The sequence below is a fragment of the Marinomonas spartinae genome (genome assembly GCF_900089775.1).
In the GTDB taxonomy this organism is placed as follows: domain Bacteria; phylum Pseudomonadota; class Gammaproteobacteria; order Pseudomonadales; family Marinomonadaceae; genus Marinomonas; species Marinomonas spartinae.
This window is the reverse complement of sequence record NZ_FLOB01000005.1, coordinates 217,400-243,807: the sequence shown is the minus strand read 5'-3', so window position 1 is coordinate 243,807 and position 26,408 is coordinate 217,400. Positions and strand designations below refer to the sequence as shown.

At 42.6% G+C, this 26,408-nt stretch carries 27 protein-coding genes and 5 tRNA genes; 20 read left to right on the top strand and 12 right to left on the bottom strand.

Going from position 1 to position 26,408, the window contains the following annotated elements; genetic code table 11:
- Positions 1 to 1,269, bottom strand: a complete 1,269-nt coding sequence (gene hemA / locus MSP8886_RS13000) for a glutamyl-tRNA reductase (RefSeq protein ID WP_067017076.1) — start codon at positions 1,267 to 1,269, stop codon at positions 1 to 3.
- 273 nt (positions 1,270 to 1,542) lie between these two features.
- On the opposite strand from hemA, the gene MSP8886_RS12995 reads away from it, so the two are divergent.
- The 13 genes from MSP8886_RS12995 to MSP8886_RS12935 all read left to right on the top strand — a co-directional run bounded on the left by MSP8886_RS12995 (position 1,543) and on the right by MSP8886_RS12935 (position 9,564).
- A complete protein-coding gene (locus MSP8886_RS12995; RefSeq protein WP_175365307.1) occupies positions 1,543 to 3,390 on the top strand; it encodes a tetratricopeptide repeat protein in 1,848 nt (615 codons plus the stop codon).
- Positions 3,387 to 3,965: a lipoprotein insertase outer membrane protein LolB gene (lolB, locus tag MSP8886_RS12990; protein ID WP_067017072.1), complete on the top strand. Its 579-nt coding sequence runs from the start codon at positions 3,387 to 3,389 to the stop codon at positions 3,963 to 3,965. Before MSP8886_RS12995 ends, lolB begins: the two co-directional genes overlap by 4 nt.
- 5 nt (positions 3,966 to 3,970) lie before the next feature.
- Positions 3,971 to 4,825, top strand: coding sequence for a 4-(cytidine 5'-diphospho)-2-C-methyl-D-erythritol kinase (ispE, locus tag MSP8886_RS12985; RefSeq protein WP_067017070.1), 855 nt, complete (start codon positions 3,971 to 3,973; stop codon positions 4,823 to 4,825).
- A gap of 68 nt (positions 4,826 to 4,893) precedes the next feature.
- Positions 4,894 to 5,841, top strand: coding sequence for a ribose-phosphate diphosphokinase (locus MSP8886_RS12980; RefSeq protein WP_067017068.1), 948 nt, complete (start codon positions 4,894 to 4,896; stop codon positions 5,839 to 5,841).
- Positions 5,842 to 5,908: 67 nt separating this feature from the next.
- Positions 5,909 to 6,487 (top strand): 50S ribosomal protein L25, encoded by a 579-nt coding sequence (locus MSP8886_RS12975; protein WP_067017066.1) that lies wholly within the window; start codon positions 5,909 to 5,911, stop codon positions 6,485 to 6,487.
- A gap of 18 nt (positions 6,488 to 6,505) precedes the next feature.
- Positions 6,506 to 7,090: an aminoacyl-tRNA hydrolase gene (pth, locus tag MSP8886_RS12970; RefSeq protein WP_067017064.1), complete on the top strand. Its 585-nt coding sequence runs from the start codon at positions 6,506 to 6,508 to the stop codon at positions 7,088 to 7,090.
- 26 nt (positions 7,091 to 7,116) lie between these two features.
- Positions 7,117 to 8,208 (top strand): redox-regulated ATPase YchF, encoded by a 1,092-nt coding sequence (ychF, locus tag MSP8886_RS12965; RefSeq protein ID WP_067017062.1) that lies wholly within the window; start codon positions 7,117 to 7,119, stop codon positions 8,206 to 8,208.
- A gap of 112 nt (positions 8,209 to 8,320) precedes the next feature.
- Positions 8,321 to 8,395 (top strand) — tRNA-Gln (locus tag MSP8886_RS12960).
- Positions 8,396 to 8,406: 11 nt separating this feature from the next.
- Positions 8,407 to 8,483 (top strand) — tRNA-Met (locus MSP8886_RS12955).
- Positions 8,484 to 8,496: 13 nt separating this feature from the next.
- Positions 8,497 to 8,571, top strand: a tRNA-Gln gene (locus tag MSP8886_RS12950).
- A gap of 9 nt (positions 8,572 to 8,580) precedes the next feature.
- Positions 8,581 to 8,657 (top strand) — tRNA-Met (locus tag MSP8886_RS12945).
- A 10-nt stretch (positions 8,658 to 8,667) separates the two neighbouring features.
- A tRNA-Gln gene (locus MSP8886_RS12940) sits at positions 8,668 to 8,742 on the top strand.
- A gap of 147 nt (positions 8,743 to 8,889) precedes the next feature.
- Complete coding sequence (locus MSP8886_RS12935) at positions 8,890 to 9,564, top strand: TIGR04219 family outer membrane beta-barrel protein (protein WP_067017060.1); 675 nt, start codon at positions 8,890 to 8,892, stop codon at positions 9,562 to 9,564.
- Between the two features lie 79 nt (positions 9,565 to 9,643).
- On the opposite strand, the gene clpB is transcribed toward MSP8886_RS12935, so the two are convergent.
- The 3 genes from clpB to rluD all read right to left on the bottom strand — a co-directional run bounded on the left by clpB (position 9,644) and on the right by rluD (position 14,204).
- On the bottom strand, positions 9,644 to 12,235 hold the full coding sequence (clpB, locus tag MSP8886_RS12930) for an ATP-dependent chaperone ClpB (protein ID WP_067017058.1): 2,592 nt from the start codon (positions 12,233 to 12,235) through the stop codon (positions 9,644 to 9,646).
- 119 nt (positions 12,236 to 12,354) lie between these two features.
- The gene (pgeF, locus tag MSP8886_RS12925; RefSeq protein ID WP_067017055.1) at positions 12,355 to 13,119 is read right to left on the bottom strand and encodes a peptidoglycan editing factor PgeF; all 765 of its coding nucleotides are present in this window, start codon (positions 13,117 to 13,119) and stop codon (positions 12,355 to 12,357) included.
- 101 nt (positions 13,120 to 13,220) lie between these two features.
- Complete coding sequence (gene rluD / locus MSP8886_RS12920) at positions 13,221 to 14,204, bottom strand: 23S rRNA pseudouridine(1911/1915/1917) synthase RluD (protein WP_067017053.1); 984 nt, start codon at positions 14,202 to 14,204, stop codon at positions 13,221 to 13,223.
- 159 nt (positions 14,205 to 14,363) lie between these two features.
- Here rluD and MSP8886_RS12915 point away from each other — a divergent pair, with 159 nt between their 5' ends.
- The gene (locus MSP8886_RS12915) at positions 14,364 to 15,212 is read left to right on the top strand and encodes an outer membrane protein assembly factor BamD (protein ID WP_067017051.1); all 849 of its coding nucleotides are present in this window, start codon (positions 14,364 to 14,366) and stop codon (positions 15,210 to 15,212) included.
- Positions 15,213 to 15,281: 69 nt separating this feature from the next.
- Here MSP8886_RS12915 and MSP8886_RS12910 read toward each other — a convergent pair whose 3' ends face one another.
- Positions 15,282 to 15,953: a glutathione S-transferase gene (locus MSP8886_RS12910; protein ID WP_067017049.1), complete on the bottom strand. Its 672-nt coding sequence runs from the start codon at positions 15,951 to 15,953 to the stop codon at positions 15,282 to 15,284.
- A gap of 176 nt (positions 15,954 to 16,129) precedes the next feature.
- On the bottom strand, positions 16,130 to 16,342 hold the full coding sequence (locus tag MSP8886_RS12905) for a cold-shock protein (protein ID WP_067017047.1): 213 nt from the start codon (positions 16,340 to 16,342) through the stop codon (positions 16,130 to 16,132).
- Positions 16,343 to 16,642: 300 nt separating this feature from the next.
- Here MSP8886_RS12905 and MSP8886_RS12900 point away from each other — a divergent pair, with 300 nt between their 5' ends.
- Positions 16,643 to 17,095 carry a tRNA-uridine aminocarboxypropyltransferase gene (locus MSP8886_RS12900; protein ID WP_067017045.1) on the top strand — a complete coding sequence of 151 codons (453 nt, stop codon included), beginning with the start codon at positions 16,643 to 16,645 and terminating at the stop codon, positions 17,093 to 17,095.
- A 114-nt stretch (positions 17,096 to 17,209) separates the two neighbouring features.
- On the opposite strand, the gene MSP8886_RS12895 is transcribed toward MSP8886_RS12900, so the two are convergent.
- Together MSP8886_RS12895 and MSP8886_RS12890 are read right to left on the bottom strand one after the other, a co-directional pair.
- Positions 17,210 to 17,923: a fumarylacetoacetate hydrolase family protein gene (locus tag MSP8886_RS12895; RefSeq protein WP_067017043.1), complete on the bottom strand. Its 714-nt coding sequence runs from the start codon at positions 17,921 to 17,923 to the stop codon at positions 17,210 to 17,212.
- Positions 17,924 to 17,965: 42 nt separating this feature from the next.
- Positions 17,966 to 18,607, bottom strand: a complete 642-nt coding sequence (locus MSP8886_RS12890; protein WP_067017041.1) for a cupin domain-containing protein — start codon at positions 18,605 to 18,607, stop codon at positions 17,966 to 17,968.
- Between the two features lie 232 nt (positions 18,608 to 18,839).
- Between MSP8886_RS12890 and MSP8886_RS12885 the strand changes: the two genes are divergently transcribed.
- The gene (locus MSP8886_RS12885) at positions 18,840 to 19,271 is read left to right on the top strand and encodes a hypothetical protein (protein ID WP_067017039.1); all 432 of its coding nucleotides are present in this window, start codon (positions 18,840 to 18,842) and stop codon (positions 19,269 to 19,271) included.
- A 230-nt stretch (positions 19,272 to 19,501) separates the two neighbouring features.
- On the opposite strand, the gene MSP8886_RS12880 is transcribed toward MSP8886_RS12885, so the two are convergent.
- From MSP8886_RS12880 to MSP8886_RS12870, 3 genes are all read right to left on the bottom strand, one after another.
- On the bottom strand, positions 19,502 to 20,494 hold the full coding sequence (locus MSP8886_RS12880; RefSeq protein WP_067017037.1) for a porin: 993 nt from the start codon (positions 20,492 to 20,494) through the stop codon (positions 19,502 to 19,504).
- A 440-nt stretch (positions 20,495 to 20,934) separates the two neighbouring features.
- A complete protein-coding gene (locus tag MSP8886_RS12875; protein ID WP_067017035.1) occupies positions 20,935 to 21,483 on the bottom strand; it encodes a DUF2058 domain-containing protein in 549 nt (182 codons plus the stop codon).
- A 186-nt stretch (positions 21,484 to 21,669) separates the two neighbouring features.
- A complete protein-coding gene (locus MSP8886_RS12870) occupies positions 21,670 to 21,879 on the bottom strand; it encodes a cold-shock protein (protein WP_024024079.1) in 210 nt (69 codons plus the stop codon).
- A 382-nt stretch (positions 21,880 to 22,261) separates the two neighbouring features.
- Between MSP8886_RS12870 and MSP8886_RS12865 the strand changes: the two genes are divergently transcribed.
- Complete coding sequence (locus MSP8886_RS12865) at positions 22,262 to 23,257, top strand: 2-hydroxyacid dehydrogenase (RefSeq protein WP_067017033.1); 996 nt, start codon at positions 22,262 to 22,264, stop codon at positions 23,255 to 23,257.
- Positions 23,258 to 23,407: 150 nt separating this feature from the next.
- Positions 23,408 to 24,286, top strand: coding sequence for a LysR substrate-binding domain-containing protein (locus MSP8886_RS12860; protein ID WP_067017031.1), 879 nt, complete (start codon positions 23,408 to 23,410; stop codon positions 24,284 to 24,286).
- A 38-nt stretch (positions 24,287 to 24,324) separates the two neighbouring features.
- Here MSP8886_RS12860 and MSP8886_RS12855 read toward each other — a convergent pair whose 3' ends face one another.
- Entirely contained in the window at positions 24,325 to 24,717 is a 393-nt protein-coding gene (locus MSP8886_RS12855; protein ID WP_067017029.1) for a GFA family protein, read from the bottom strand.
- Positions 24,718 to 24,932: 215 nt separating this feature from the next.
- On the opposite strand from MSP8886_RS12855, the gene MSP8886_RS12850 reads away from it, so the two are divergent.
- Together MSP8886_RS12850 and gloA2 are read left to right on the top strand one after the other, a co-directional pair.
- Entirely contained in the window at positions 24,933 to 25,904 is a 972-nt protein-coding gene (locus tag MSP8886_RS12850) for a LysR family transcriptional regulator (protein WP_067017027.1), read from the top strand.
- A gap of 45 nt (positions 25,905 to 25,949) precedes the next feature.
- Positions 25,950 to 26,339, top strand: a complete 390-nt coding sequence (gloA2, locus tag MSP8886_RS12845; protein WP_067017025.1) for an SMU1112c/YaeR family gloxylase I-like metalloprotein — start codon at positions 25,950 to 25,952, stop codon at positions 26,337 to 26,339.
- Positions 26,340 to 26,408 lie beyond the last annotated feature (69 nt).

Below are 26,408 nucleotides of genomic sequence, written 5' to 3'. Positions count from 1 at the left end.
TTAATTGTCTTTATCTTCATTTATGCCCAATACATTTGCGGCAATGGTTAAGGCTTCTTGGTTTGATTCGGCGCCGGCATCCCGCAAATAACGCGTTGGGGAATGAATCAACTTATTCATCAAACCGTGTGCAAGCTTATTGATGACCTGCTCAGGCGATTGACCGGACTCCAAACCTTTCAATGCTTTTTCTAATTCTGCGTTTTTTATTTCATCCGCCGAGCGTCGATATTGCACAATTAAGTCCGACACTTTTCTTGATTCGACTGAGCGCCGGAATGTATCAACGCCTTCCTCAATGATTAATTCGGCAGCTTGTGCGGCATCTTGCCTTGCCCGCACATTTTCTTCAATCACTGAATGCAAATCATCGACCGTATAAAGGTAGGCATCACCCACCTCTTCAACTTCCGGCTCAATATCTCTGGGCACAGCAATATCAATTAACAGCATAGGAGCAAAACGGCGTTTTGATATCGCTTTTTCAACCAGTCCTTTGCCTATAATAGGCAGTTGGCTCGCCGTTGAAGAAATAACGATATCCGCTTCCGATAAATGATCACCGATGTCGCCCAGTAAAATGGCTTCAGCCCCCAACTCATCGGCCAAGCTCTGCGCCCGAGCCAAAGTGCGGTTTGCCACAATAATACGCTTCACACCCTGCTCTTTTAGATGTCGCGCCACCAATTCAATAGTTTGCCCCGCACCGATTAGCAATGCCGTGTTGTCTCTAACATCAGCAAAAATACGCTGCGCCAAGCTGACTGCGGCAAACGCAATAGAAACGGGGTTTTCACCAATAGCCGTATCGGTACGCACCCGCTTAGCAACAGAAAAGGTACGTTGGAAAAGAGACTGCAGGTCTGGTCCAACACACTCTCCTTCTTGAGACACCGCATAGGCGGATTTGACCTGTCCTAAAATTTGCGGCTCACCAAGAATCAGCGAGTCCAACCCTGATGCAACACGCATAATGTGACGCACACTGTCATCGTTAAGGTGGGCATAGCAATATGGCTTAAGCTCTTCAAAATCAATTTGATGATACTCACTTAGCCAACGGACGATATTTTCTACATCGGTATCATTGTCGATGGAACAGTACAATTCCGTACGATTACATGTAGAGACGATCACAGCTTCTGAGGCTTTTTTCCCAGAAACTAAAGACGACAAAGCATCAATCATTTTTTCGGGAGCAAAAGCGACACGCTCACGAATCGCAACTGGCGCTGTTTTGTGGTTCACACCCACAGTAATTAGTGACATTAAGAAACTCTTCTCAAAGGTCGAGACATCAAGATCAGGAAAGGAGGAACAAACACCTCACACGACTCTTTACATAAAGAACACACATTATACGAGGAATTCGCTTATTTTCGCACCCCATAGAATCAATAAAAGTAATAGGATTAGTTTATAGTAAGTACTGACATCGCTCACAGCTAAAGATACCATAAGGATATTATGAATTTCGCACTGGGAACACACATGCCATCATATTTGCACAACGCAACAAAAGTTTCGTCGAAATATACACATATGAGATCGCTACCCTCTTGCCTATTAATTATGTGCACGTTAGCACTTACAGGCTGCAGCCATCTACCCGTTTCCAAACAAAATGCATCACAAGAACGCCCAACCTCAGCCTCAACCGACAACCCATCTAAAAGCAATATAACCAATAAAGACAACGCCACAAGCACATCAAAAGACACCGAGAATAAGCCACCCAAAGCAATTAAAGACACAACAACGCAAATCAATGACAAATATTTAAAAGCGATACTAGAAGCAGAATTCACCCTACAACGAGAAGGCACCGAGAAAGCCTTCGGTCCTTTTTATAAACTCACCGAGCAAACCAAAAACACCGCATTAGCAAAACATTTACTTCGTATTGCTACCGCGACTCAAAACGAGCAAGACATAGAAAAAAGTGCTAACTTGGTCATGTCCATTGCACCTCATGATCAACAAGCCTATGCCCTCAAGTTTCAAGTATTAGCGCAATCCCAACGTTCTAACGACGCAGCAACGTTATTGGAAAGTGCCATCAAGCATCATGTTAAGCTTGATTTTTTACCCATCTACGCGGATGAGAACATTCGCTCCAACGAGATAATGGGTACCTTGTCTGACACACTTGTCTTGTTACCCGCTCAAATTAAACGAAATGAATTTATCCAAGCGACTAAAGCTCGCCTACTCTTTAGCCAAGGCCACTATACTGAGTCCGCAGCACTAACTAAGACGCTTATAGCAGCACACAACAATCTACACAAAGCCCCCATTTATTTGATACTTGCGTATAGCCAAGATCAACTAGGCAGTCGAAATAAAGCCATTCAGACCTTGGAAAAGGGCTTTGCTAACTATCCTAATGAGCCTCAAATAATTACTCCGCTATTGAATTTTTTAGTACAAGCAAACCAATTAAAAGAGTCTAAACATGTCTACCAGACTGCAAAGCTTTCACCATTAGAGCAGATACAAGCTGGTATTCGCTATAGCAATACATTGCTCACCAACAAGCATCCAGAACTCGCCCTTGAAACATTAAACCACTTACCAGCTAATCATTATGGGTTGCAGGATCAAATTCTCTACCTAAAAGCAACCGCGCTCTATCAGACCGGTAAGAAAAAAGCCGCTATCCAATCCATGCAACATGTAAAAGGCGCTCTACTCAACAGTGCCACCAACCAAATGGCACTATGGATGTACAATGAAGGAAGAGAGAAAGATATAAACAAAATGGTACTAGATCGCACGCCACCTCAATATATTTCAGACGTTGTCACCACAATCAGCCAACTTCATGAAGAAGAGCACCACCCGGATTTGTCTTGGCAGTTACTCACCGAAGCGCTGAAAAAATATCCTCAATCCAATGCCTTGCGATATCACAAAGCACTTTTAGCAGAGAACATGAATCACTGGCAGGACACCATTAAAGAGTTGAAGGTTTTGCTGTCTAAAGACCCCAAAAATCCTCAGTATCTAAATGCGTTAGGCTACACCTTGTTGACTAGAACTCAGGACACTAAACAAGCCATGAATTATATCCAACAGGCTTATAAATATGATCCGAAAGACCCTGCGATTGTTGATAGTTTAGGGTGGGGCTATTTCATGCTGGGTAAATTAAAACAAGCCACATATTACCTAAACCAAGCTTGGCAGCTGTATCCAGACTCAGATATTGCAGCCCACTTAGGAGAATCTTTATGGCAACAAAAAAACTACTCACAAGCAGATAGTATATGGCACCAGGCTCTACAAATACGTCAGTCATCACCCCTACTAATGGACACTATCAAACGTCTCAATCCTTCACTTATCGAGAAACACGCCACACCTCAGCAAAAGGAAAGTACACAATGATCTTGCGTTTTTTAGCCGTCACAGTTATCGCCAGCCTCCTATCGGCTTGTAGCATGTTTCAAACGGCTCCAAAGCCTCCCGCACCTAAAAGTGTTCAAGCGATTACCCAGTGGGATACAGAAGGAAGGGTCGGTATTCGCACCCCCAATGACGCGGTTTCAGGAAATTTTAATTGGCATGAAAGTCCAACGGAGTTTTCCTTAAATATATATGGTCCTTTTGGGCAAGGTGCCACCAAACTGAGCGGTGTGAATGGTAAAAAAGTCACCTTAGCCTATGAGGATAAAACCATCGTTGGCAAAGATGCCGCATCGTTACTGAAGCAAAAACTTGGCTGGGAATTTCCAGTGAATCAAGTCACCTATTGGATGCGTGGGTTACCTTATCCGTATACACCCTACCAGTCTAAACGTAACCCTAAAACTCACCTTCTTGAACAATTACAGCAAGATGGCTGGAAGATTACTTATAAAAAATTCTCTAAAGTGGAAGGTTTACAATTACCACAAACCATGCAAGTGGCGCGCCCTCCTTACCGCGTTAACTTAATTATCACCGATTGGACGGTTCAGTAGTTATTATGAAGTTGCCCTCTCCCGCGAAACTCAATCTTTTTTTACACATCATCGGCCAACGAAAAAATGGCTATCATGACCTGCAAACTCTGTTTCAAATTATTGACCTATGCGATCAACTCACCTTTGACATAAACCACAATAGTACCGTTCGCCTATCACCCGCTATTGAAGGGGTCGCCCTAGAAGATAACCTTATTTATAAGGCGGCATCACTGCTCAAAAAACACCGTCAAGATATGTCCCTTGGGGCGGATATTTTTATTGAAAAGCAACTTCCTATGGGAGGTGGCATTGGTGGTGGAAGCTCCAACGCCGCCACAACATTACTTGCCCTAAACACACTTTGGGAATGCCATCTATCACTTCCTGAATTGGCAAAAATCGGGTTACAGCTAGGAGCTGATGTTCCAGTATTTGTCATGGGACATTCCGCTTTTGCAGAGGGTGTTGGCGAGTGCCTACAGAAGGTAGAACTGGAAACACCGTATTTTTTGTTGTTAAAACCCAACTGCCATGTTTCAACTGGTCAAATTTTTACCGATAAATATTTGACAAGAGACACCCCTCCGATCAAAATATCGCACGCCTTGAAGCTGGGTGGGCATAATGACTGTTTGAATGTGGTAAGAAAACACAATCCTCAGGTCGATGAAGCCTATTTATGGTTGAAAAATCATGGCGATGCTAAGTTGACTGGAACGGGAGCTTGTTTGTTTATTGCGTTTAACAATAAACAAGACGCTGAAAAAGTAAAAGCGTTGACTCCCGAAAAATGGCAAGCATGGGTTTGTCAGGGCTGCAACTTATCTCCAACTCACTACGCATTAAACCAGTGGATTGAGCAAAACAGGGGATAATAAACAATTTACACTAATCTCCCCAGCCAATCTATATTCATCGCTACAAAATATAAAGGGTATACATAGTGTCCAAGTTGATGGTTTTTACCGGTAATGCCAACCCTGAACTCGCTCGCAGGGTGGTTCGCCGACTCGGTCTGCCTATTGGGAATGCCACCGTAGGTAAATTCAGTGACGGTGAAATTACGGTCGAGATCAATGAAAACGTACGTGGTAAAGATGTTTTTATTATCCAATCCACATGTGCACCAAGTAACGACAACCTGATGGAATTGATTGTCATGGCAGACGCCCTGCGTCGTGCTTCAGCAAGCCGTGTAACCGCTGTTGTTCCTTATTTTGGATACGCTCGTCAAGATCGTCGCGTGCGGTCTGCTCGGGTTCCCATTACAGCCAAAGTGGTTGCGGATATGATTTCCGCAGTAGGCATTAATCGAGTGTTGACCGTGGATCTTCACGCAGACCAAATCCAGGGCTTTTTTGATATTCCTGTTGATAACGTCTATGCCACACCATTATTGCTAGATGACTTGCAACGCCAAGGGCATGAGAACATTGCTGTTGTCTCTCCAGATGTTGGCGGTGTGGTGCGTGCTCGCGCTTTTGCAAAGCTACTAGATGATGCAGACTTAGCCATTATCGATAAGCGTCGTCCACGTGCAAATGAAGCACAGATCATGCACCTTATCGGTGACGTAGAAGGGAAGACATGCGTCTTAATTGATGACATGTGTGATACCGGCGGCACCCTATGCGCAGCCGCAAAAGCCTTAAAAGAACACGGTGCAGCCAAAGTACTTGCTTACTGTACTCACCCTGTGCTTTCTGGCAAGGCCATTGAAAACATTAAAAATTCCGTGCTCGATGAGTTGGTCGTGACTGATACCATCCCATTGACACAAGAGGCGCAAAATTGCCCTCAAATACGCCAATTGTCGATGTCTGACATATTGGCAGAGGCTGTTCGTCGCGTCTGCAACGAAGAGTCTATCAGTGCCATGTTTGGGGCCTAAACCAAACATTAACGCTCGGAACGGGTCGCAGTTTTGGGCACCACTTATTATTAACTAGGAAATTATCATGACATTATCTATTAATGCCGTTGCACGTACTAATGAAGGTAAAGGTGCGAGCCGCCGCCTTCGTAACGAAGGCCTAGTGCCTGCTGTTATCTATGGCGCTGGCGTCGAGCCGAAATCTGTTGCAATGAAAGACAACGAAGTACTTAAAGCAGTGGGTACTCCAGGCTTTTTGACTAGCGTTGTTGAAGTTGTCGTTGAAGGTACGACTGAAAAAGTGATTGTTAAAGCGCTTCAACGCCACCCTTCTACTGGTGACGTTATGCACATCGACCTTCTTCGCGTTTCTGAAGACAAAGTCATCACGACTCGCATTCCTCTTAAATTCATCAACGCTGCAAAAAGCGAAGGTGTTAAGAGCCAAGGCGGTCGCTTGACGGTTGAAGCAAAACTAGCAGAAGTTCGCTGTCTTCCTGCAAACCTACCTGCAGAATTGGTTGTTGACACAATTGATGGTCAGCTAGGTCAAATTTTCCACCTATCTGACGCTATTCTTCCTGAAGGTGTTGAGTTGGTTTCTTTGCTTAAGGGCGAAGATCACAACCAACCAATCGGTCGTATCGATAAATCAAAACGTTAAGATATTGAAGGCGGCACTGTGACAGGTTTCAAATTATTAGTTGGTCTGGGTAATCCAGGTAGCGAATACGAGAACACTCGTCACAATGCAGGCGCTCAATGGATTGAAGCATTGGCTCGTCAGAGCCAATGCTCTTTACGAACTGAAAAGAAGTTTTTTGGCCAATTTGGCAAAGTTTCTATAGCTGGTGAAGAATGTTACCTACTGATTCCCACCACCTATATGAATTTAAGCGGCAAAGCGGTTCAAGCAGTTTGCCAGTTTTATAAAATTCCTCCAGAACAAATACTCGTCATTCATGACGAACTCGACATTCCTCCCGGTACAGCCAAACTCAAAAAAGGCGGTGGTCATGGCGGTCATAATGGCTTAAAAGATATCATTGCAAGGCTGTCTAATAATCGGGAATTTGGCCGCCTTCGAATTGGTATCGGCCATCCAGGTCACGCCAGCCAAGTCGCGAATTACGTTCTAAAAAAAGCCTCCCAAGACGAATACCGTAAAATAGAGCAAACGATTGATGAATCTTTGCGTTATATTGATGATATTGTCGGTGGCAATCTAAATACTGTCATGAATCAGCTACACAGTTTTAAAGCATAATCACTTAATTATTCAGGAATCTCACTATGGGTTTTAATTGCGGCATCGTTGGGTTACCCAACGTTGGTAAATCGACTCTTTTTAATGCACTAACCAAAGCAGGCATTGGCGCAGAAAATTTTCCATTTTGTACCATTGAACCAAACGCGGGTGTGGTCGCGATGCCTGACCCACGATTAGATGCTTTAGCAGAGATCGTAAAGCCTGAACGCGTACTAGCCACCACAATGGAGTTCGTAGACATTGCAGGTCTCGTAGAAGGCGCCTCTAAAGGTGAAGGGTTGGGGAATAAATTCCTTGCCAACATTCGTGAAACCGATGCCATTGCCCATGTCGTTCGTTGCTTTGAAGATGAGAACGTTATTCACGTTTCTAACCATGTAAATCCAAAACTAGACATTGAAGTCATCAATCTTGAGTTGATTTTTGCCGATATTGAATCCATCGACAAGCAACTTTTACGCACCGCGAAAAATGCCAAAAGCGGCAACAAAGAAGCCATTGCTCACAAAGCTTTCTTGGAAAGTATTAAAGAACACTTGGAGAATGGTCAGCCTGTACGTTCTATGCAACTGACCGATGATCAAAAGAAAGAGGTAAAACTACTTCACCTTTTGACAACAAAGCCCACCATGTACATTGCTAACGTCTCTGAGGACGGATTTGAGAATAATCCTTATCTAGATCAAGTCCGTGACATCGCCGAAGCAGAAGGCGCCATGGTCGTCCCTATCTGCAACCAGCTTGAAGCAGAGATCTCAGAACTAGACACCGAAGAGATGCAAGAGTTTCTGGACGAAATGGGAATGGAAGAGCCAGGGCTGGATCGAGTGATCCGCGCAGGCTATGAACTTCTAGGCCTTCAGACCTACTTTACAGCAGGTGTAAAAGAAGTACGAGCTTGGACCGTAAAACAAGGCGCAACAGCGCCACAAGCCGCTGGCGTGATCCACACGGACTTTGAGAAAGGTTTTATCCGTGCAGAAGTCGTTGGTTATAACGATTTCATTCAATACAAAGGTGAGAACGGTGCGAAGGAAGCAGGCAAATGGCGCCTAGAAGGAAAAGAATACATCGTCAAAGACGGTGATGTGATGCACTTTCGCTTTAACGTATGATTTTTTAAAAACTTTTCAACAAAACACTTGACCCATTAACGGGTTATATGAATAATATCGCGCCACAGAGACAGAGTATCTTTTTAGAAATTTTGTTTCTGTGTCAGTCTGTTGGGGTATAGCCAAGCGGTAAGGCAACGGGTTTTGATCCCGTCATGCGTAGGTTCGAATCCTGCTACCCCAGCCATACAGACGAACGGCTATGTAGCTCAGTTGGTTAGAGCACATCACTCATAATGATGGGGTCACTAGTTCGAATCTAGTCATAGCCACCAACAACCAAGTAATTGGGGTATAGCCAAGCGGTAAGGCAACGGGTTTTGATCCCGTCATGCGTAGGTTCGAATCCTGCTACCCCAGCCACTTTCTTTAGGCTATGTAGCTCAGTTGGTTAGAGCACATCACTCATAATGATGGGGTCACTAGTTCGAATCTAGTCATAGCCACCAATAAAATTGATGGGGTATAGCCAAGCGGTAAGGCAACGGGTTTTGATCCCGTCATGCGTTGGTTCGAATCCAGCTACCCCAGCCAATATAATTTTTCGCCCCCCATAAAGACACAGAGTGTCGTCATATTTTTTTACCTCTTACCTAATTTGCTCCTCATTCGACTGGATTTTGTATTCTAAAGATCTATAATGACGTCAAACTGTCTTTTATGATCTATGGATGCACAATTATGAAAAAAGCGCTTCTTCTTTCTACTCTTTTATTTGCTGGCGCCGCCAATGCTGATTTTCTTGGCGTTACTGCCGAAGCTGGAGCCTTCTCACCAGATGTTAGCGATGCTAAATACGCCACACACGGCGATGTAAGCAGTCCAATGGATCTTGATGGCAAGACAGGCGCTTATTTTGGTATCGCCTTGGATCATCCCATTCCATTGATCCCAAACATTCGCTTGCAACACGTTAATTTAAAAGCAGATGGTAGCATTGGCTCAAGCTCTGCTAAGCTGGACTTATCCAACACTGACTACACCCTTTATTATCGTTTCTTGGACGGTCTATTCTGGTTAGACTTCGATGCTGGCGTCTCATTACGAAAAATCGATGGCTCTGCCACTATTAGCGGCAATAAACATGATCTATCCGATACTCAACCATTAGGCTATGTCTCTGCCTTTGTGACGCTACCAGGTACCAGCCTATCTGTTGGCGGGGAAGTAAAAGCAGGTGGTTATGGTGGCACAAGCATTACCGACACCACATTAAAAGTGAAGTATGAAACCCCCTTCTTTGTTGGTCTAGAAGGCGGGTACCGTGCTATCTCTATGGATTTGAACGACATTGATAATCGTGATGTGAAAGCGGATTTCAAAGGCGCCTTCATTGGCGCTTTCGTCCATTTCTAAAATTGACACAAACAGTAAAAAAGCCCTGCTACCGAAAGGTAACAGGGCTTTTTATGGTCAGCTCTAGGCTCCTCTATTATTAGAGTTGAGCTTTTTTAGAAAATACTATCTGCTCACCTGACACGTCCGCTACAATATTATCACCTGAGACAAAATTTCCTGATAACAGCTCATTGGCTAGCGGATTCTCGATCCACTGTTGAATCGCCCGTTTTAACGGTCTTGCTCCATAAATTGGATCATACCCTACTTCCGCCAAACGATCTGAAGCCGCCTCTGAAAGCGTGAGCGTCATGTCCATTTCAGCCAATCGATCGTTAAGATGTAACAACTGAATCTTCGCAATCCCCTTAATTTGCGACTGCATTAGCGGATGGAAGACCACCGTCTCATCAATACGGTTAATAAACTCCGGACGAAAATGCATTCCCACCACATCCATTACTTTGGATTTAATCTCTTCATATTGGTCATCTGTACGGTATTCCTGAATCACATCCGACCCTAGGTTGGAGGTCATCACCACAACAGTATTTCTAAAATCAACCGTTCTTCCCTGTCCATCAGTCAAACGACCGTCATCTAAGACCTGCAACAAAATATTAAAAACATCCGAATGCGCCTTCTCAATCTCATCTAACAACAAGACAGAATAGGGACGACGACGAACCGCTTCCGTTAAATAGCCACCCTCTTCATAACCAACATAACCTGGGGGTGCACCAATTAATCGAGCGACGGAATGCTTCTCCATAAACTCTGACATATCAATACGCACCATGGCCTGCTCTGTATCAAACAGGAACTTAGCCAACGACTTACACAGCTCGGTTTTACCAACACCAGTAGGCCCTAGGAAGAGAAAGGAGCCATTGGGGCGGTTAGGGTCTGCCAAACCTGACCGAGAGCGTCTTACAGCATTAGACACAGCATGAACTGCCTCGTCTTGACCGATAACCGATTCATGCAGCGCATCTTCCATACGAAGCAACTTATCACGCTCCCCCTCCAGCATCTTATCGACTGGAATACCTGTCCAGCGAGAGACCACTGTTGCAATCTCTTCTTCTGTGACTCGATTTCTAAGCAATTTAGTTTCTGACTGTTGCTCTTCTGCCTTACTGGCTTTGTCGATTTCCGCTTCCAGCATAGGAATCACGCCATATTGCAACTCAGACATTTTCGCCAAGTTACCATTACGACGCGCCTCCTCCATCTCTTGCTTAACAGCTTCCAAGTCTTCTTTGAGTTTCTGCGCGCCTTGAACCGCTGCTTTTTCCGCATTCCAGATTTCTTCTAAATCTGAATATTGCTTTTGCAATACATCAATTTCAGACTCAAGCTCTTCTAGACGCAGTTTTGAGGCTTTGTCTTTTTCTTTCTTCAAAGCCTCTTGCTCAATCTTCAATTGAATCAAGCGACGCTCTAAGCGATCCATATTCTCTGGCTTAGAATCCATCTCCATACGAATACGACTTGCCGCTTCATCAATCAAATCAATCGCCTTATCTGGCAACTGACGATCAGTAATATAACGCTGAGACAGCTTGGCTGCTGCGATAATGGCAGAATCAGTAATGTCCACACCGTGGTGCACTTCGTAACGCTCTTTTAAGCCACGTAAGATGGCAATAGAGTCCAAGACACTTGGCTCTTCCACTAAGACTTTTTGAAAACGACGCTCTAATGCTGCGTCTTTTTCAATATATTGGCGGTACTCATCCAATGTGGTCGCTCCCACACAGTGAAGCTCACCGCGTGCTAAAGCGGGTTTTAACATATTGCCCGCATCCATGGAGCCTTCGGACTTACCGGCACCCACCATGGTATGAATTTCATCGATAAAGAGAATGATTTGACCTTCCTGCTTTGAAAGCTCACTCAACACAGCTTTTAGACGCTCTTCAAATTCGCCTCGGTATTTGGCTCCAGCAATCAAAGACCCCATATCCAGCGATAATACACGCTTATTTTTTAAGCCTTCTGGCACCTCAGCATTGATAATTCGCTGGGCCAACCCCTCGACAATAGCCGTCTTACCCACACCTGGTTCACCAATTAATACGGGGTTATTTTTACGACGACGCTGTAAGACCTGAATAGTACGACGAATTTCATCATCACGCCCAATCACTGGATCTAATTTTCCTTCCGCCGCACGAGCGGTTAAATCCACAGTGTACTTATCCAGCGCTTGGCGATTCTCTTCTGCATTGGGATCATCCACCGAATCCCCACCACGAACATGATCGATTACAGAAGCAATATCTGCTTTGGTTACCCCCGTCGCTTTCAACGCTTTAGCAAGATCATCTTTACCATCAAACATGGCCATCAAAACTAATTCCGATGAAATGTACTGGTCTTTACGCTTTTGCGCTTCTTTATCTGCGAGATTTAGTAGACGACCCAATTCTGGTGACATTTGTACGTTACCATCATGATCATTGACGGTAGGCAGACGAGTAAGCAACTCGTTTAGACTTTCACGAAATTTGGCCACCTGAACACCAGCTTGCTGGAGAATGGGACGAGTACTGCCGCCCTGTTGATCCAACAACGCCATCATCAAGTGAATAGATTCAATATAGGAGTGGTCTTGGCCAAGCGCGATGGATTGCGCATCAGAAAGAGCTAATTGTAGTTTGCTTGTTAAACGGTCGATTCGCATAGGAACGTCCTCATTGTAAATAGAAAAAATACGATTGTTACAACCTTAATAAGTACACTTATTCGCTTTTCAATGAGGGAGTGTCATTTTTTTGACACCCATCAATAAAATCCACCTTATTAAGCTTCAAACCAAATAACAGATGCCATGCGCCCTGTTTGCCCATCACGCCGATAAGAATAAAAAAGTGACGATTCGGTGTGGGTACAATGATCCCCTCCGTAGACTTGCACAACACCTTTAGCAGCAAGACGTTGTCTGGCAATCAAATACAAGTCCCCCAGCCATTTACCGTTTTCTTTAGCTATAAAGGCTTGTTCTGCTTGCGATTGCACAGCGACAAAAGCCTCACGAACCTCTCCACCCACCTCAAAAGCATTAGGCCCAATTGCGGGACCTAACCACACCATGACCTTCTCAGGATCATCGAAACAAGCCAGCGTTTCTTCTAACACACCCGAGCACAAACTCCGCCAACCAGCATGAGCCACTGCTACTCTTTGCCCCACCTCATCACAAAAGAAAACGGGCAAACAATCTGCCGTTAATATGGCACACACCTGATTCTTTTGCTGAGTAAACGCAGCATCCGCACTTTCAATATCACTATCAGACGGTAGATGTGCAACCGTCACACCATGAACTTGATTAAGCCATTGAATCGAATCTGGCATCCCTATCGACAAGGCAAATAAGCGACGATTTTCATTGACACGCTCAATGTCATCCCCCACATGAGCCCCTAAATTTAACGAATCAAAAGGCATCCCACTGACACCACCAATACGCGTAGAGACAAAGGCTTTGACCTGTTTCGGTGCTGGCCAAGAAGGTAAAAGAAACGATCCATTTGATACGTCTAACCCACGATCTACATTACTCACACAACCCCTCCAATACGCTCACCTTCGTCACTTTGACCTATTAAACCATCTCACTGAGACAATAAAAAAGCAGCCGAAGCTGCTTAGTCTATTTCGATCTATCACAAATAATCAGAGTCTTCGCTACCAGACTCGATCATGTCTTTTTTTAGTGCCTCCAGTAAATGCTGTATATCCTCAGGAAGGTCAACTTCCCAAGCCATCCACTCCCCTGTTATCGGATGGGCTAGTTCCAACCTTTTAGCATGTAACGCTTGCCGGCGAAAACAACGCAATGCTTCTTGTAACTCAGGCGAGCAAGCTTTAGGCATTTTTAAACGACCACCATATTGTGGATCACCCACTAGCGGATATTGTATAAATGCCATGTGCACACGAATTTGATGCGTTCTACCCGTTTCCAATTTCAAACGAATATGTGTATGGTTTTTAAAACGCTGCACAAGACGATAATGAGTCACCGCATCTTTACCATTAACTGGTTCAACCGCTTGCTTTTGGCGATTATGAGGGTGACGTCCGATGGGCTCATCGACAATACCACCGCCAGTCATTTCTCCAATGGTAATCGCCTCGTATTCACGCCCCATACTGCGCTCTTGCAACTGTGCAACTAAATCCGTTTGCGCTGCCAATGTTTTTGCCACCACCATCAAGCCCGTCGTTTCTTTATCTAAACGATGGACAATACCAGCACGAGGAACATGAGCTGTTTCGGGAGCATGATACAAAATCGCATTCATCAAGGTTCCATCGCGATTACCCACAGCAGGATGTACAACCAACCCTGCCGGCTTATTAATGACAATAATATCATCGTCTTCATAGACGATATCTAACGGCATCGCCTGTGCTTCATGCTCGGCCTGATCTTCTAGCTCGACGTCTAGAACCATTCGCTCACCACCAAACAATTTTTCCTTTGGCTTGGTGACTTTACCATCCACCAATAGTAGCCCATCATTAATCCAAGTTTTGATTCTAGATCGGGAGTAGTCGCTAAACAGCTCGGCTGCTATCTGATCGAATCGATTTCCACCCAACTCAAAAGGGACTTGGGCTTCTCTTACTATACGCTCTGCCATACAATGTACTTTTATCGGTTGTTTTCAGCCTTATGATTTAATCATAGTGACTGAAAGTGAAAAAAACGTTAGCATCTTGCCTATTACTGTTTTCGTTATAAAACGCAACAACATGCCGATTGGGGCTAATTTACCACAATATCAAGGTTTTGATTATACATGGGATTTCATCACTCGTTGCTTCGATTCACAGGAATCGCAAGTTTTTCTTTGCTGATCGCCGCCTGCTCTAGCACTCAGGTTCAAACACCAGACCTTCCCGAGCATGTTTATTATGAAAAAGCTCAAAAAGCACTGGCCGACGATCTACCATCCACAGCCGTAAAGTACTTACAAGATCTAGATAACCGCTATCCTTTTGGTGAGTACAGCACTCGCGCGGAGCTTGACCTTATTTATGCGCAATATAATGCGGGGGATTATGTATCCGCCCATGCTACTGCCGAGCGCTTCATTAAAGACCACCCAGATTATGAAGCCCTTGACTACGCCTACTATATGCGCGCTTTATCAACTTACACAGGTTCTCAGACGCTGCTAGAGCGCTATCTAGATAGTGACCCAAGCAAGCGTGATACAAGTGATTTGCAAAAAGCGTTTAAAGAATTTTCTGACTTTCTTTCCCGCTACCCGAAAAGCAAATACGCACCAGACGCAAAAGCCCGTATGATCTTTTTACGCAACACCATTGCTCGCCATGAAGTCGATGTTGCTCGCTATTACCTTAAGCGCCAAGCTCCTCTATCCGCTCTGCGTCGTGGACAAGTAGTAATCGACCATTATCCAAGCTCAACGTCAGTAGAAAATGCGCTTGCTATCACAATTCAGTCTTACAATGATTTACACCTGCCTCTATTAGCCAAAACCAACCTAGAGGTTCTGAAAAAAAGTTACCCTCATTCTTCCTATGTCGACAAGAAGGGTCATTTTATTCCAATACCACTACCAAGCGATGCCGATCCAGGCTTCTGGTATTGGATCAGTTTTGGCTTAATCAGCAAAAACTAACTCAATCAACAAGCGATAAAAAGAGCCAGAGTCATAGGCTCTTTTTTTTATGCATAACAATCGGTCACTCTAGCCCTCTACTTTCTCTGGTGGGAAATAAACGGGCTCTTGACCTTCCTCCCATGCTGACCATTTCGTCATGACTCTTTGAAATAAGTCACTTCCAACAAAGCTGGAAAGCCAAGACTTTACAGAAAAGTATTCTGATGACTCAAACCATTGCCCATTCACAGCGGCAAACTGGCGTACAAAAGGAAACAAACAGACATCGGCCAATGACATCCCATCTGCCAGTAAATACCGAGAGTGAGCCAGACGCTTTTCTAAACGTCGCAAGAATCGTTCACCTTGCTGTCGATAGTAAACCTCCGTTTGCTCTGGATATCGATCGGCATACTTATACCGATCCAACCAATGCTTAAAAAAGCGATCATTATAATGAATCCATGCCATAATCTTGTTCTGCCTTACTGACTTGGGACACCAAAGTGCCTCCTTCAACTTGTCGTTTGAACTATGTTTTAACGCCCAAAAAATAATATCCAAACTCTCTGGATAACGCTGACCATCGCAGTCAATTAATTGCGGTACACTAGAACGGCCACCTAAGCGAAGCAACGCCTCAGGTTTGGATTTGAGCACAACCTCACGCACTACCACTCTCAAACCAACTAAAGCTAATACATAACGAGCGCGAATAGCGTAGGGACAACGACGAAAAGAATATAAAACAGCAGCCAAGCCAAAACCTCACGATCACACCCAAAACTAAATTAAAGCAGCGGAAATCAATAAAACGCTCCCCTATTGCCTCAATGATAGAGAAAGGAGCGCTTCAATTGGCATGACAATACACAAAATGCGGAAATAAAAAAACCACGCAGGATAGCATGGCTTTTCAGGAACTGGATTAAAACTTAAATAACAGAAACGTTTTCTGCCTGAGGACCTTTTTGACCTTGTGTTACTTCAAAAGACACCTTTTGACCTTCCAGCAATGTACGACGGCCAGTGCCATTAATAGCACGAAAATGAACAAAAACATCTGGGCCACCTTCACGTTCGATGAAGCCAAAACCTTTTTCATCATTAAACCACTTAACAATACCGGAAACTAATTGACCTGACATAACAACCCCATTTCTAACTTCTACTGCTCTAAAAAGCAGTTTACTTTTACAATCAAAACCTAAAACGGTTTTAGCAATTTTTAGCTACTGAACCCATTTAATAATGGTATGTATCACACATCAGTCCTTCGATAATAAGGGGTTCAAGATAAAATGGAAGATATATGATTGAATAGTTTGTTAAAAAACGTAACCATTTAATAAAGAAAAACGAGAATAATATGTTTTATAATTTTATAATATAACTGACTTAATGGACAAATAACTACCATTTAAGAATTCAAAAAAGGATCAATTCCAGTGAAAATTTGGCTATTAACCCACAGTGAAGAAACGAAAAAGAAAACAGGAACAGGCAAACTAGTGAAAGAAGCATTAGCTGATGAATGTAATATCGTCGAATGGTCACGTGTTCTTCCAAATAAGGAGATCTTAAACCTCGATATCAGCAACACCATATTACTTTATCCTCAAGAAGAGAGCACCCAAGAGTCTACAAGCCTAAAAGACATCGACAATGTTATTATTCTAGATGGAACCTGGCAGCAGGCACGAAAAATGTATAATCAATCCCCTTACTTAAAATCATTTCCTCATTATGAAATCCAAGGCAAAGTCTCTGAATACACCAAAAGACGTAATCAAAAAAATATGGGGTTATGTACAGCTGAAACCGTCATCCACCTACTGCAACAAAAAGGTCACAATAAAGCAATCAATCTAAAAAATCGCTTCGATGATTTTAATAAATAACTATTAAAATCATCGATTTACCACCATAAAAACCGTATTACCAAAAAGTTGTGAATTAAACCGACACAATCAAGGTGCATTCTATAGTGACGACTTATTCAACACCATGAACTGTCAAAAAGGAGCCTGCACCTTTATAGAAACATTACCTAAACCTTCTACACTTGCTTCCATCACATCTCCGGCAATTACCGAGCCTACATTCTCAGGCGTGCCCGTCATAATTAAATCACCCGGACGCAATTCAAAAGCTTCTGACAACTTACAAATTACTTCTTCGACAGACCAAGTAAGATTCGCAATATGACTTAATTGCTTTACTTCTCCATTCACTTTTAGAGCAATTTGACTGTGAGAAACAACACCATCAGGTAGATCCTGTTTTAGAAAAATTGGACTAATGGGGGCAGACTGAGAAAAAGATTTGCCAATTTCCCAAGGCCGCCCCTTCTTTTTTGCCAGAGATTGCAGATCCCGCCTAGTCATATCTAGTCCAACTGCATAGCCTAAAACAGCATCTCTTGCTTGCTCCATCGTCAGATTAGAGCCGCCTTTCCCCAAAGCAACCACTAACTCGACTTCATATTCAAGTTGAGAGGTCATCGACGGATAAATAATGGAATTTTCCTCATCAAAGAAAACAGGGACCACACAGGAGGCATCCTTACAAAAGAAAAAGGGCGGATCACGATCTGGATCGTCCCCCATCTCTCTCGAGTGCTCTGCATAGTTTCGACCAACACAATAAATACGAGCAACAGGGTAGCGCTGATCACTCCCCTTAATAGGCAAAGATACTCTCGGTGATTTTTCTATTATATAGTTCATTAGAGACTCTTACTCAAAGAATAATTTTCTACAAAGCAGACATTAAAAATGTCCCGTTTTCAGCCAAAAAAAACAGGATGATTGAACAAACCACTTGCTCAAGTCAAAATCAGGCAGCCTCAGCCACCCTCCAGGCTTTAAGCACAAACCATCATATTCAGCCTGTCCTTCTAAAACAAATAATTCAACAGAAGCGGCAAGACCAATAGACGCTAAAAGCCTTGAGTTATCATCTTCCCGAATCATATAAACACGCTCCGGGCCATATTCATATAGCCGCACGCTAGTGGACTTACCATCGCTACTCCAAATAGCAGAGACATCAATAGACACACTATTGAGATCAAACGGGGAAAATTGATGGAGCTTTACTAACAACAAGCAACCTTGCTTGCTATAGGGAGCATGGCTTGAACCTGGAGGGTTACGAAAATAACTTCCTTTGTGGTAATCCCCTGATTCATCAGAAAAGACACCGTCTAAAACCAATATCTCTTCACCTAATGGATGGGGATGAGCACGAAAAATAGACCCAGCAGAATAACGAACTAGACTTGTCGCATGACCTCTTTCTGCCTCTTCTCTCGCCAAAGGCTTTCTATCCACCCCAGGAAGTGGGCTGCTCACCCACTCAGCCGCATTTGTATCGACATAGACTAATCGAGAGAAATCCATGTTAAGCATCACATCACCAAGTGTCAGTAAACATTCAGTTTACCGTCTTGCTCAAATAACAATCAAGAAAAAGCGGCAAACCTATGCCTATATCCTGACATTTTGACGGTATTGCAATAAGGCATTTCCCCAGCCAAAGAATACCCAAGAAAAGACAATAAGTTAGAACAACACTGACAATATAAAAAATGGCACAACCCTTGCTAAGTACAATCATCCATCGCAAAAAGAGCTAAAGAAGATGAATCAAGCCAAAAACACCACGACTTATAATGCAAACCGCAACCATAAAAAAAACGTCACACCTTGCGTCAAAACTTTATTCGAAATAGAGCAAAGTCATTACCCAACAAAACTTGAAGAAGCTCTCCCCTCGGAAAGCGAATTACAGTATTTAATGGCGCGAATCACAGAGAATACTGATAGAAATGCGTTACCAGATGACACTGGCTTTTATAATGAATTAAGAGACAGGCTTTGCTATAACTTTCGAGAAGCGTTGCTTAGTTGGCTTGATGGCAGACCTAAAACAACGAATTGCACAAGGCAGCACTTTATTAATCTAAACGGGGGAAGAATCGCGAAAAACACACTAGAGGCCGTCAAAGGTGAGTACCAAGCATTAGGCTATGCAAGATCTTACTGGGGAGAGAAAGTAGGCTACTTCTCTTAAAGCAAGTGTAGCCTCTTCAGACTGAACAACACTGAATTAAATAGCAATAAATCCAGCCAAAAAAAAGCGCCAGACCTTAGAAGACCCAACGCATAATACTACTCATTATTCATCTATAAGAATAATTCTTTCACAACATCTTGTTTAACATAAGGCTCCTAAAAGAAGCCTTAGAGTAAACAAGATCAAAGCCTAAAGAGTGCTCTCTAGGCTAAACAACCTCTTCTTAATTAGAAGCTGTAAGTCACACCCATTGCAGTTGTTTTTACCTTATTAGAGGTAAGACGACCTAGCTCAGTGTAAACATACATAGAAGAGTTGATGCTATAAGTGACACCAAATGCGTATTCGTTAAAGTCATCTGAACCAGCAGCATCTGGCTTAACGTTCTCGTAAGAAGCATACATATCGCCCATGCCATAGCCATAACGAGTTGCTAGACCAAAAGCTTTTTTACCTGCATTAGACGAATCTGCATCACTTGTTTTCTCATACTTACCAGAAACAGATAAATTTTCAATCGGCATAACTGTTGCTGTTATACCCACTGTATCACCAAGAGCGTTAGCAGCACCTACGGTAGCTTTATTTTGGTTTGTTAGGCTATCGTAACCTAAAGCAACCGTTACAAGGTCGTTAGAGTATTTAACAACACCTGTGTAGGTAGTATTACTGTTAGATTGGATAGATTTTACGCCAGTACCATCATCTTCACCTAGGCCAGCAGATACCTGAACTTGGAAGCCAGAGATAGTTGGAGAGAAGTAAGCAACCGTCTTACCTTTAGCAGACGTTTTGTTGTTCGTCATACTAATATATTCAAGTTGGTCGATTGGATCTTGGATAGCGTCGTTATAGATGCTGTCAAAAGAACCCACCTTCACGTTACCAAAATCACCTTTCAAACCAACAAAGGCTTTATCCATTTTGAATTTAATGTCGCCTGCAGATGTACCAGTAGTTGCATTACGAGTCGCAGGCACTTTGTATTTCACGTAGAAATACGCAGTCGTCATATCGCTAACTTTGGACTCACCTTTAAAGCCAAAAGACGAACCATTATCTTCGAAAGCATTCGTGTTGTTACCAACCTTAGGGTCTTTGGTAACGTATGCGTACTGGATGTTACCAAAGAAACCTACAGTCGTATCTTCTGCAGCGTAAGCCGAGATAGAAGCAAAAGCAGCGCTAGAAACTGCAAGAGCGACAAGTGATTTTTTCATTCTCATTTTCCCTTATAGATGATGTTATTGCGTTCATTATTATGAGCGCTTGATATGTGCAAGCAACAGTCAAACAATCTAAACATTATTAGAAAATAGGCAACAATGATTGACCAATTTGCACAATTTATCCTTATTTTGATTTTTTTATTTGCGCTTTTTATTCACAAAAAAGTCATAATAATCAGGTATTAAATAAAAACAATACAAATCAAGCATTTAAATATCATAGTTTTTATCAATAAAGAAATAACTAAGGAAGGAGTCAATAGAAGAGAAAATTAAGCTCATCAATGAGCCAAAAAAGAAGGATGAAAAGAGAAAATATGAAGAACAAAAAGAGAAAATATGAAGAAAAGCCTAACAAATCAACGATATATAAAATTCAAACAAAAACAAGGCGGGGACTGACTCTTCACTCCACCGCCATACCCTCAGCTTTACCACATGAGGTCGTCTGGAATCTGAAAATCTGCATAAGGATCTTCTTCATCCTCGACAGTCTCAATCCGATTGTTACAAACTAAAACACAGTCAGCATCACGTTCACCAATCTTTACGGCCACAGGTTCAGGAATAAATTCATAACCCCCATCAAGAGCAACGATGGCCAAACGCCCTTTCGTTAGGTCATCATGCATACCTTGACTGATATAGAGTTTCTTTACTTTTTTTTGATCCGTAAAATGATAAGCAATTTCACCATCTTGCTTATTGATGCGATTTTGCAAAATCATTTGACGAATCTGCCCCTGAATGGCCTTTTGTTCAAGCTCTTGCTGACGCTCTAAATTTAGCGCTTTATCTTTCGCCGCCTTTTCCTCACGCTGCCTCTTGAGTTCGGCTTGACGCTGAGCATCACCTTGATCAACCACCTTACCTTTTTTTACTTTTTGCTTATGTTGTAACTTCTCTGCTTTTAACTTATTTGCTTTCTTCTTATCGACCAGACCAGCGCCTAATAGCTGCTCTTGCAGTGACTTAGCCATATTTATCCTCTTTAACACTCAATGTAACCATACGATAACATATGAATATGCCATCATTTGATACAGACATATACATCAATGCCTTCTCATAGAGAAGGCATTGATTTCATTAAGTACAAAAACAAAAAAAGCGACACAAGGTCGCTTTTTTGACTTTTTTACTGAGAAAACCTCAGCAACGCTTCCTTATAAAGGAGTAACGTTTTGTGCTTCAGGGCCTTTTTTGCCTTGAGCTACTTGGAATTCAACTTTTTGGCCTTCAGCCAAAGTTTTGAAGCCAGAAGTGTTGATCGCAGAGAAGTGAACAAATACATCTGGACCTGAATCCTGAGTGATGAAACCGAAACCTTTAGTTTCGTTGAAGAACTTTACTGTACCAGTTACTACGTCAGACATGTCTTTTTATCCTGTAGGTAAGTTAATTTATCCGCTAACGACTGTGTTAGCTCTATTGTGCTAAAAAAACTCGGTATTACTTATGACTTAACAGGATCGAACATACATGACGTAATATTCGCAACTCTGGACATAAATATTGCCAACTCTTTTAAACGAATTTGATTGTAGACCTGTAACAGCGATCAGGTCAATCATGTTTTCAACAATTTTTTCCAAATAAGGAGACTTAATAATTATTTTGAGATAAATCAATGGACTAGCAAAACGAAACTCGCAAAAAATATATTTTATCTCTAGGCTTAATGAAGAAAATACATACATATCTATACGTTAAGCTTGACGTTTTCACTTAATATGATGATTTAACTGGACGAGTATAATGAAAGTTGCCATTTTTTCTTGCAAACCTTATGACAGACGTACACTTGAACATTTTTCTCAGACATCAAAAGAACTTGAGTTCAGTTTTTTTGAAAGTCGGCTTAGCCAAGAAACAATGACACTGGCAAGTGGTTTTGACGCCATTTGTTGTTTTGTCAATGATGACGTAAACAACAACGTCATCCGCTACTTAGCCAAACAAGGTATCACTGCTATCGCACTACGCTGTGCAGGATTCAATAATGTCGATTTATCTGCAGCAAAAGCCGCTGGCATTAAGGTTTACCATGTACCGGACTACAGTCCGACTTCTGTTGCTGAGCATGCTCTAGCTTTAATCATGACTCTAACTCGCAAAACCCACATAGCCTATCAAAGAGTCAAAGCAGGTAATTTTGCGCTAGAGGGGCTATTAGGCTTTAACTTACAAAACAAAACAGTAGGCTGCATAGGCACAGGACGCATTGGACAAGCCTTTTGCCGCATTATGAAAGGGTTTGGTTGTAATGTGTTATGTTACGACGTTTCCCCGAATGAAGCGTTAATCGATTTAGGTTGCCAATATACAGATTTAGAAACACTTTATAAGAAAAGCGATATAATCAGCCTACATTGTCCACTGAACGCCTCTACCCATCATTTAATCAACGGGAAAAGCCTCAATAAAATGAAAGACGGCGTCATGATCATCAACACGAGCCGAGGAGCGCTGGTTAACGCCCAAGAAGCCATAGATGCTTTATACTCCGGAAAAATTGGCTACTTAGGCATGGATGTTTACGAGCAAGAAAACAGAATATTTTTTGAAGATATGTCGAGTCACATCATACAAGATAGCGTTTTTCAGTTAATGCTCACCTTTCCAAACGTTGTCGTGACAGGTCATCAAGGCTTTTTTACTCAAGAGGCACTCGATCATATCGCTATAACCACCGTAGACAATTTGAATAAACATCGAAAAGCTGAAGACTGTCAGCGGCTATTGAATCCATAACACGGATATTCATAAAAAGTTCTGAGTATTCGAATAAAGCACAGTAACGATGCTAGTAGCTAATGGCCGATATACTTTGCCAGAAAAATAAACAACCGTATCGACAAAAACTACTACTCAAATAAAAGTCATTGCCGTTACAATAGGCTCATGAGAATAACACTTAGACAATTACAGATATTTGAGGCGGTGGTTCACACAGGCTCTGTCACGGCCGCAGCAGAAATGGTCTCTATTAGCCAACCTGCAGCTAGCCAAGCGTTACGAGAATTAGAGGCACTACTAGGACGCCCTCTTTTTCGCCGTCATGGCAAAAGACTGCAAATCACACCTCAAGCAAGATTACTACTGCCTCAAGCGCGTTCGGTTTTAAGCCAAATTGAACAAATCGAAAGTATGGGCAGTGATGATGAGCTAAGCGGCTCACTTCATCTCGCTTCTAGTGTGAGTGTTGGCAATTACTTATTACCAGAGCAGATGGCCTCATTTAGAAGAAAGTACCCTAATATTCGCTTCAATTTAGACATTGGCAACACTCAACACGTGATTCAACAATTGCTCACAGGTAAAGCAGAAGTCGGCTTTATTGAAGGATATTGCCAACATGCAGAATTGACGACGCAAATTTGGCGACGAGATGAATTGGTTGTTTTTGGCTCCTCACAGGAAGATAGACAAGAAGAGTTATCTTGGGAAGACCTTCAACAAGCAGACTGGGTGATGCGAGAAGTCGGCTCAGGTACACGTAACATTCTTGAACAAGCCATAGGTAAATCAACCACTCAGCTCAATGTTGTCTTATCTCTCGCTCATATGGAAGCCGTCAAGCAAGCCGTCATCCATAAAATGGGGTTAGGCTGTCTTTCACGTATGGCTATCTCTCAAGAACTCAACTCCGGCCTAATTCGGCTATATAACACGCCGCTTGAGCTGAATCGTAATTTACTTATTGTCATTCCGAAAAATACAACACTAACCAAAAATGCCCAGGGTTTTGTGGATCAATGTTACGAGATGACGTCGGTTTAGCGCTCCTATCTAAACTAGCCAAGCTATCTATGTTGATACTACTTTAATTCATCGTATTTTGGTAAATCATCATGAATGTCATACCATTCTGGCTTATTTTTCACAAATAGATGATATTCAGGTGTAATATTCGGCTCTTCATCTAATACTCCTAGAGAAATTTCCATGTGGTTTGGAAAATCTTTGTGGTAGTAATAAATAGGACTACCACAGTCCTTACAAAAACCTCGACGCCCACGCTCGGATGATTCATAACGACGAATTCGCTTTTTGCTATTCCCCCAGTCAATATCTTCTTTTAAACATGAGCCATATGCGGCTCCAACTCCGCCATGAGTTTTTCGGCATTGCGAACAATGGCAAATGTTGGCACTGATAAAGGGGGAATTAATTGTAAACTCAACAGAACCACATAAGCAGGATGCTTTCATTTTTACCCCATGGTAGATACAAACAATTAAAGGAAAGGCTAGAAAGTTGTTAGACGGCATTCCGTTCAAGGAGCCCAATTATGCCAGCCATTGACTTAAGCAACAATTCCCCAGCAGATTAATTCACACTATCTCATCTAATTTCTTGTACTTTATGAGTAAGCCAATACAATTGATTCACTAAATAGATGTAAACAGCGATAACTATCAAAGCGATGAATATAAATAAAATAGACCTAAATCTGCTCATTTACCTCGATGTCTTACTCAGAGAGTGCAACGTAACACGCTCAGCTAGTAAGTTAAATATTACGCAACCTGCCATGAGCAATGGCTTAAAGCGCCTCAGAGATTTACTAGGTGATCCATTACTGGTCCGAACTAGTGAAGGCATGAAACCGACGGAAAAAGCGTTACGCTTACAACCGATTGTTCGTAAAGTACTGCTTGAATTGGAGGAAGCATTACAACCAGAAGCCGATTTCAACGAATCCACCAGTACTCGTGTTTTCCGAATTATGGCCAGCGACTACGCCGCATCGACTGTCATTCCCCGCTTATTGAATCGCCTTCGAGAAAAAGCTCCAGGTATTACCTTGGATATTATGACCCCAAGCGACGTGACATTTCATGATGTTGAAGCAGGAAAAATTGATATGGCAATTAACCGCTTTGAAGAGTTGCCACAATCCTTTCACGAAAAAAGTATCTGGATGGACGACTTCGTCTGCATGATGAGCGCACACAATCCGGTTATTGAAGACTTTAACCTAGAAAGCTACCTTCAATCACAGCATATTTGGGTCAGTAAGACAGGGTTTGGTGTAGGGGTAGGTATGGATCCAACCGACGTTCAAAAATTAGGCTGGGTGGATGAAGCCTTACAGCAACAAAACAGAAAGCGCAGTATTCGCGTCTTCACTCGCAGCTACCACACAGCTATGCATCTTGCCCTTGAACAAGATCTTATTGCCACCTTACCAAGAAAAGTGGCCCTCATTCAGCTTAACAACCCAGATCTTGCCATTATGGAACCACCTTTTCCCATTGCACCAATTGAATTGAAGATGATCTGGAGCCCTTTATTGCACCTCGATGCCAGCCACATTTGGTTTAGGCGGCAAGTCATCGAATTAGCAGAAGAACTCAAGAGCCAAGGCAACAAGACACTCTCACAAAAACGCTAAACGATGTTAGCAATACAGCATCCATTGTAGTACACAGGCATTAGCATGTTTCAGATATCCCATATTCACCATGTTGCCATTATTTGCTCAAATTATATGGTCTCAAAACACTTCTATAATCAAATACTTGGCCTCCCTATCATCAAAGAAACCTATCGAGCAGAACGACAATCATACAAATTAGATTTAAAAGTCAGTGAACACGAGCAAATTGAGCTTTTTTCCTTTCCCTCTCCACCAGAACGTCCTTCACGGCCAGAAGCGCAAGGGTTAAGACATTTGGCTTTTGCTGTCACAAATTTAGATCAATGCGTTACCCATCTGCAAACACACAATATTCCTGTCGAAAACATCCGCACAGACGAACTAACAGGCAAGCGTTTCACCTTTTTTGCTGACCCAGACAACCTACCACTAGAACTTTATGAGCAATAAACGACGTTTCAAATCAAAAACGCCTGCTCATGGAAATGAGCAGGCGTAGTTTATTTTCTTATATTCAAC

What these genes read in the sequence shown, in the direction of transcription:
- MSP8886_RS12850 (WP_067017027.1), top strand. Translation starts at nt 24,933, where the DNA reads ATGAATATAAATAAAATAGACCTAAATCTGCTCATTTACCTCGATGTC.
- rluD (WP_067017053.1), bottom strand. Translation starts at nt 14,204, where the DNA reads ATGGCAGAGCGTATAGTAAGAGAAGCCCAAGTCCCTTTTGAGTTGGGT.
- MSP8886_RS12935 (WP_067017060.1), top strand. Translation starts at nt 8,890, where the DNA reads ATGAAAAAAGCGCTTCTTCTTTCTACTCTTTTATTTGCTGGCGCCGCC.
- MSP8886_RS12870 (WP_024024079.1), bottom strand. Translation starts at nt 21,879, where the DNA reads ATGTCTGACGTAGTAACTGGTACAGTAAAGTTCTTCAACGAAACTAAA.
- MSP8886_RS12860 (WP_067017031.1), top strand. Translation starts at nt 23,408, where the DNA reads ATGAGAATAACACTTAGACAATTACAGATATTTGAGGCGGTGGTTCAC.
- MSP8886_RS12865 (WP_067017033.1), top strand. Translation starts at nt 22,262, where the DNA reads ATGAAAGTTGCCATTTTTTCTTGCAAACCTTATGACAGACGTACACTT.
- hemA (WP_067017076.1), bottom strand. Translation starts at nt 1,269, where the DNA reads ATGTCACTAATTACTGTGGGTGTGAACCACAAAACAGCGCCAGTTGCG.
- MSP8886_RS12875 (WP_067017035.1), bottom strand. Translation starts at nt 21,483, where the DNA reads ATGGCTAAGTCACTGCAAGAGCAGCTATTAGGCGCTGGTCTGGTCGAT.
- MSP8886_RS12890 (WP_067017041.1), bottom strand. Translation starts at nt 18,607, where the DNA reads ATGCTTAACATGGATTTCTCTCGATTAGTCTATGTCGATACAAATGCG.
- MSP8886_RS12880 (WP_067017037.1), bottom strand. Translation starts at nt 20,494, where the DNA reads ATGAAAAAATCACTTGTCGCTCTTGCAGTTTCTAGCGCTGCTTTTGCT.
- gloA2 (WP_067017025.1), top strand. Translation starts at nt 25,950, where the DNA reads ATGTTTCAGATATCCCATATTCACCATGTTGCCATTATTTGCTCAAAT.
- lolB (WP_067017072.1), top strand. Translation starts at nt 3,387, where the DNA reads ATGATCTTGCGTTTTTTAGCCGTCACAGTTATCGCCAGCCTCCTATCG.
- MSP8886_RS12915 (WP_067017051.1), top strand. Translation starts at nt 14,364, where the DNA reads ATGGGATTTCATCACTCGTTGCTTCGATTCACAGGAATCGCAAGTTTT.
- MSP8886_RS12975 (WP_067017066.1), top strand. Translation starts at nt 5,909, where the DNA reads ATGACATTATCTATTAATGCCGTTGCACGTACTAATGAAGGTAAAGGT.
- clpB (WP_067017058.1), bottom strand. Translation starts at nt 12,235, where the DNA reads ATGCGAATCGACCGTTTAACAAGCAAACTACAATTAGCTCTTTCTGAT.
- MSP8886_RS12905 (WP_067017047.1), bottom strand. Translation starts at nt 16,342, where the DNA reads ATGTCAGGTCAATTAGTTTCCGGTATTGTTAAGTGGTTTAATGATGAA.
- ispE (WP_067017070.1), top strand. Translation starts at nt 3,971, where the DNA reads ATGAAGTTGCCCTCTCCCGCGAAACTCAATCTTTTTTTACACATCATC.
- ychF (WP_067017062.1), top strand. Translation starts at nt 7,117, where the DNA reads ATGGGTTTTAATTGCGGCATCGTTGGGTTACCCAACGTTGGTAAATCG.
- MSP8886_RS12855 (WP_067017029.1), bottom strand. Translation starts at nt 24,717, where the DNA reads ATGAAAGCATCCTGCTTATGTGGTTCTGTTGAGTTTACAATTAATTCC.
- MSP8886_RS12885 (WP_067017039.1), top strand. Translation starts at nt 18,840, where the DNA reads ATGAATCAAGCCAAAAACACCACGACTTATAATGCAAACCGCAACCAT.
- MSP8886_RS12895 (WP_067017043.1), bottom strand. Translation starts at nt 17,923, where the DNA reads ATGAACTATATAATAGAAAAATCACCGAGAGTATCTTTGCCTATTAAG.
- MSP8886_RS12995 (WP_175365307.1), top strand. Translation starts at nt 1,543, where the DNA reads ATGAGATCGCTACCCTCTTGCCTATTAATTATGTGCACGTTAGCACTT.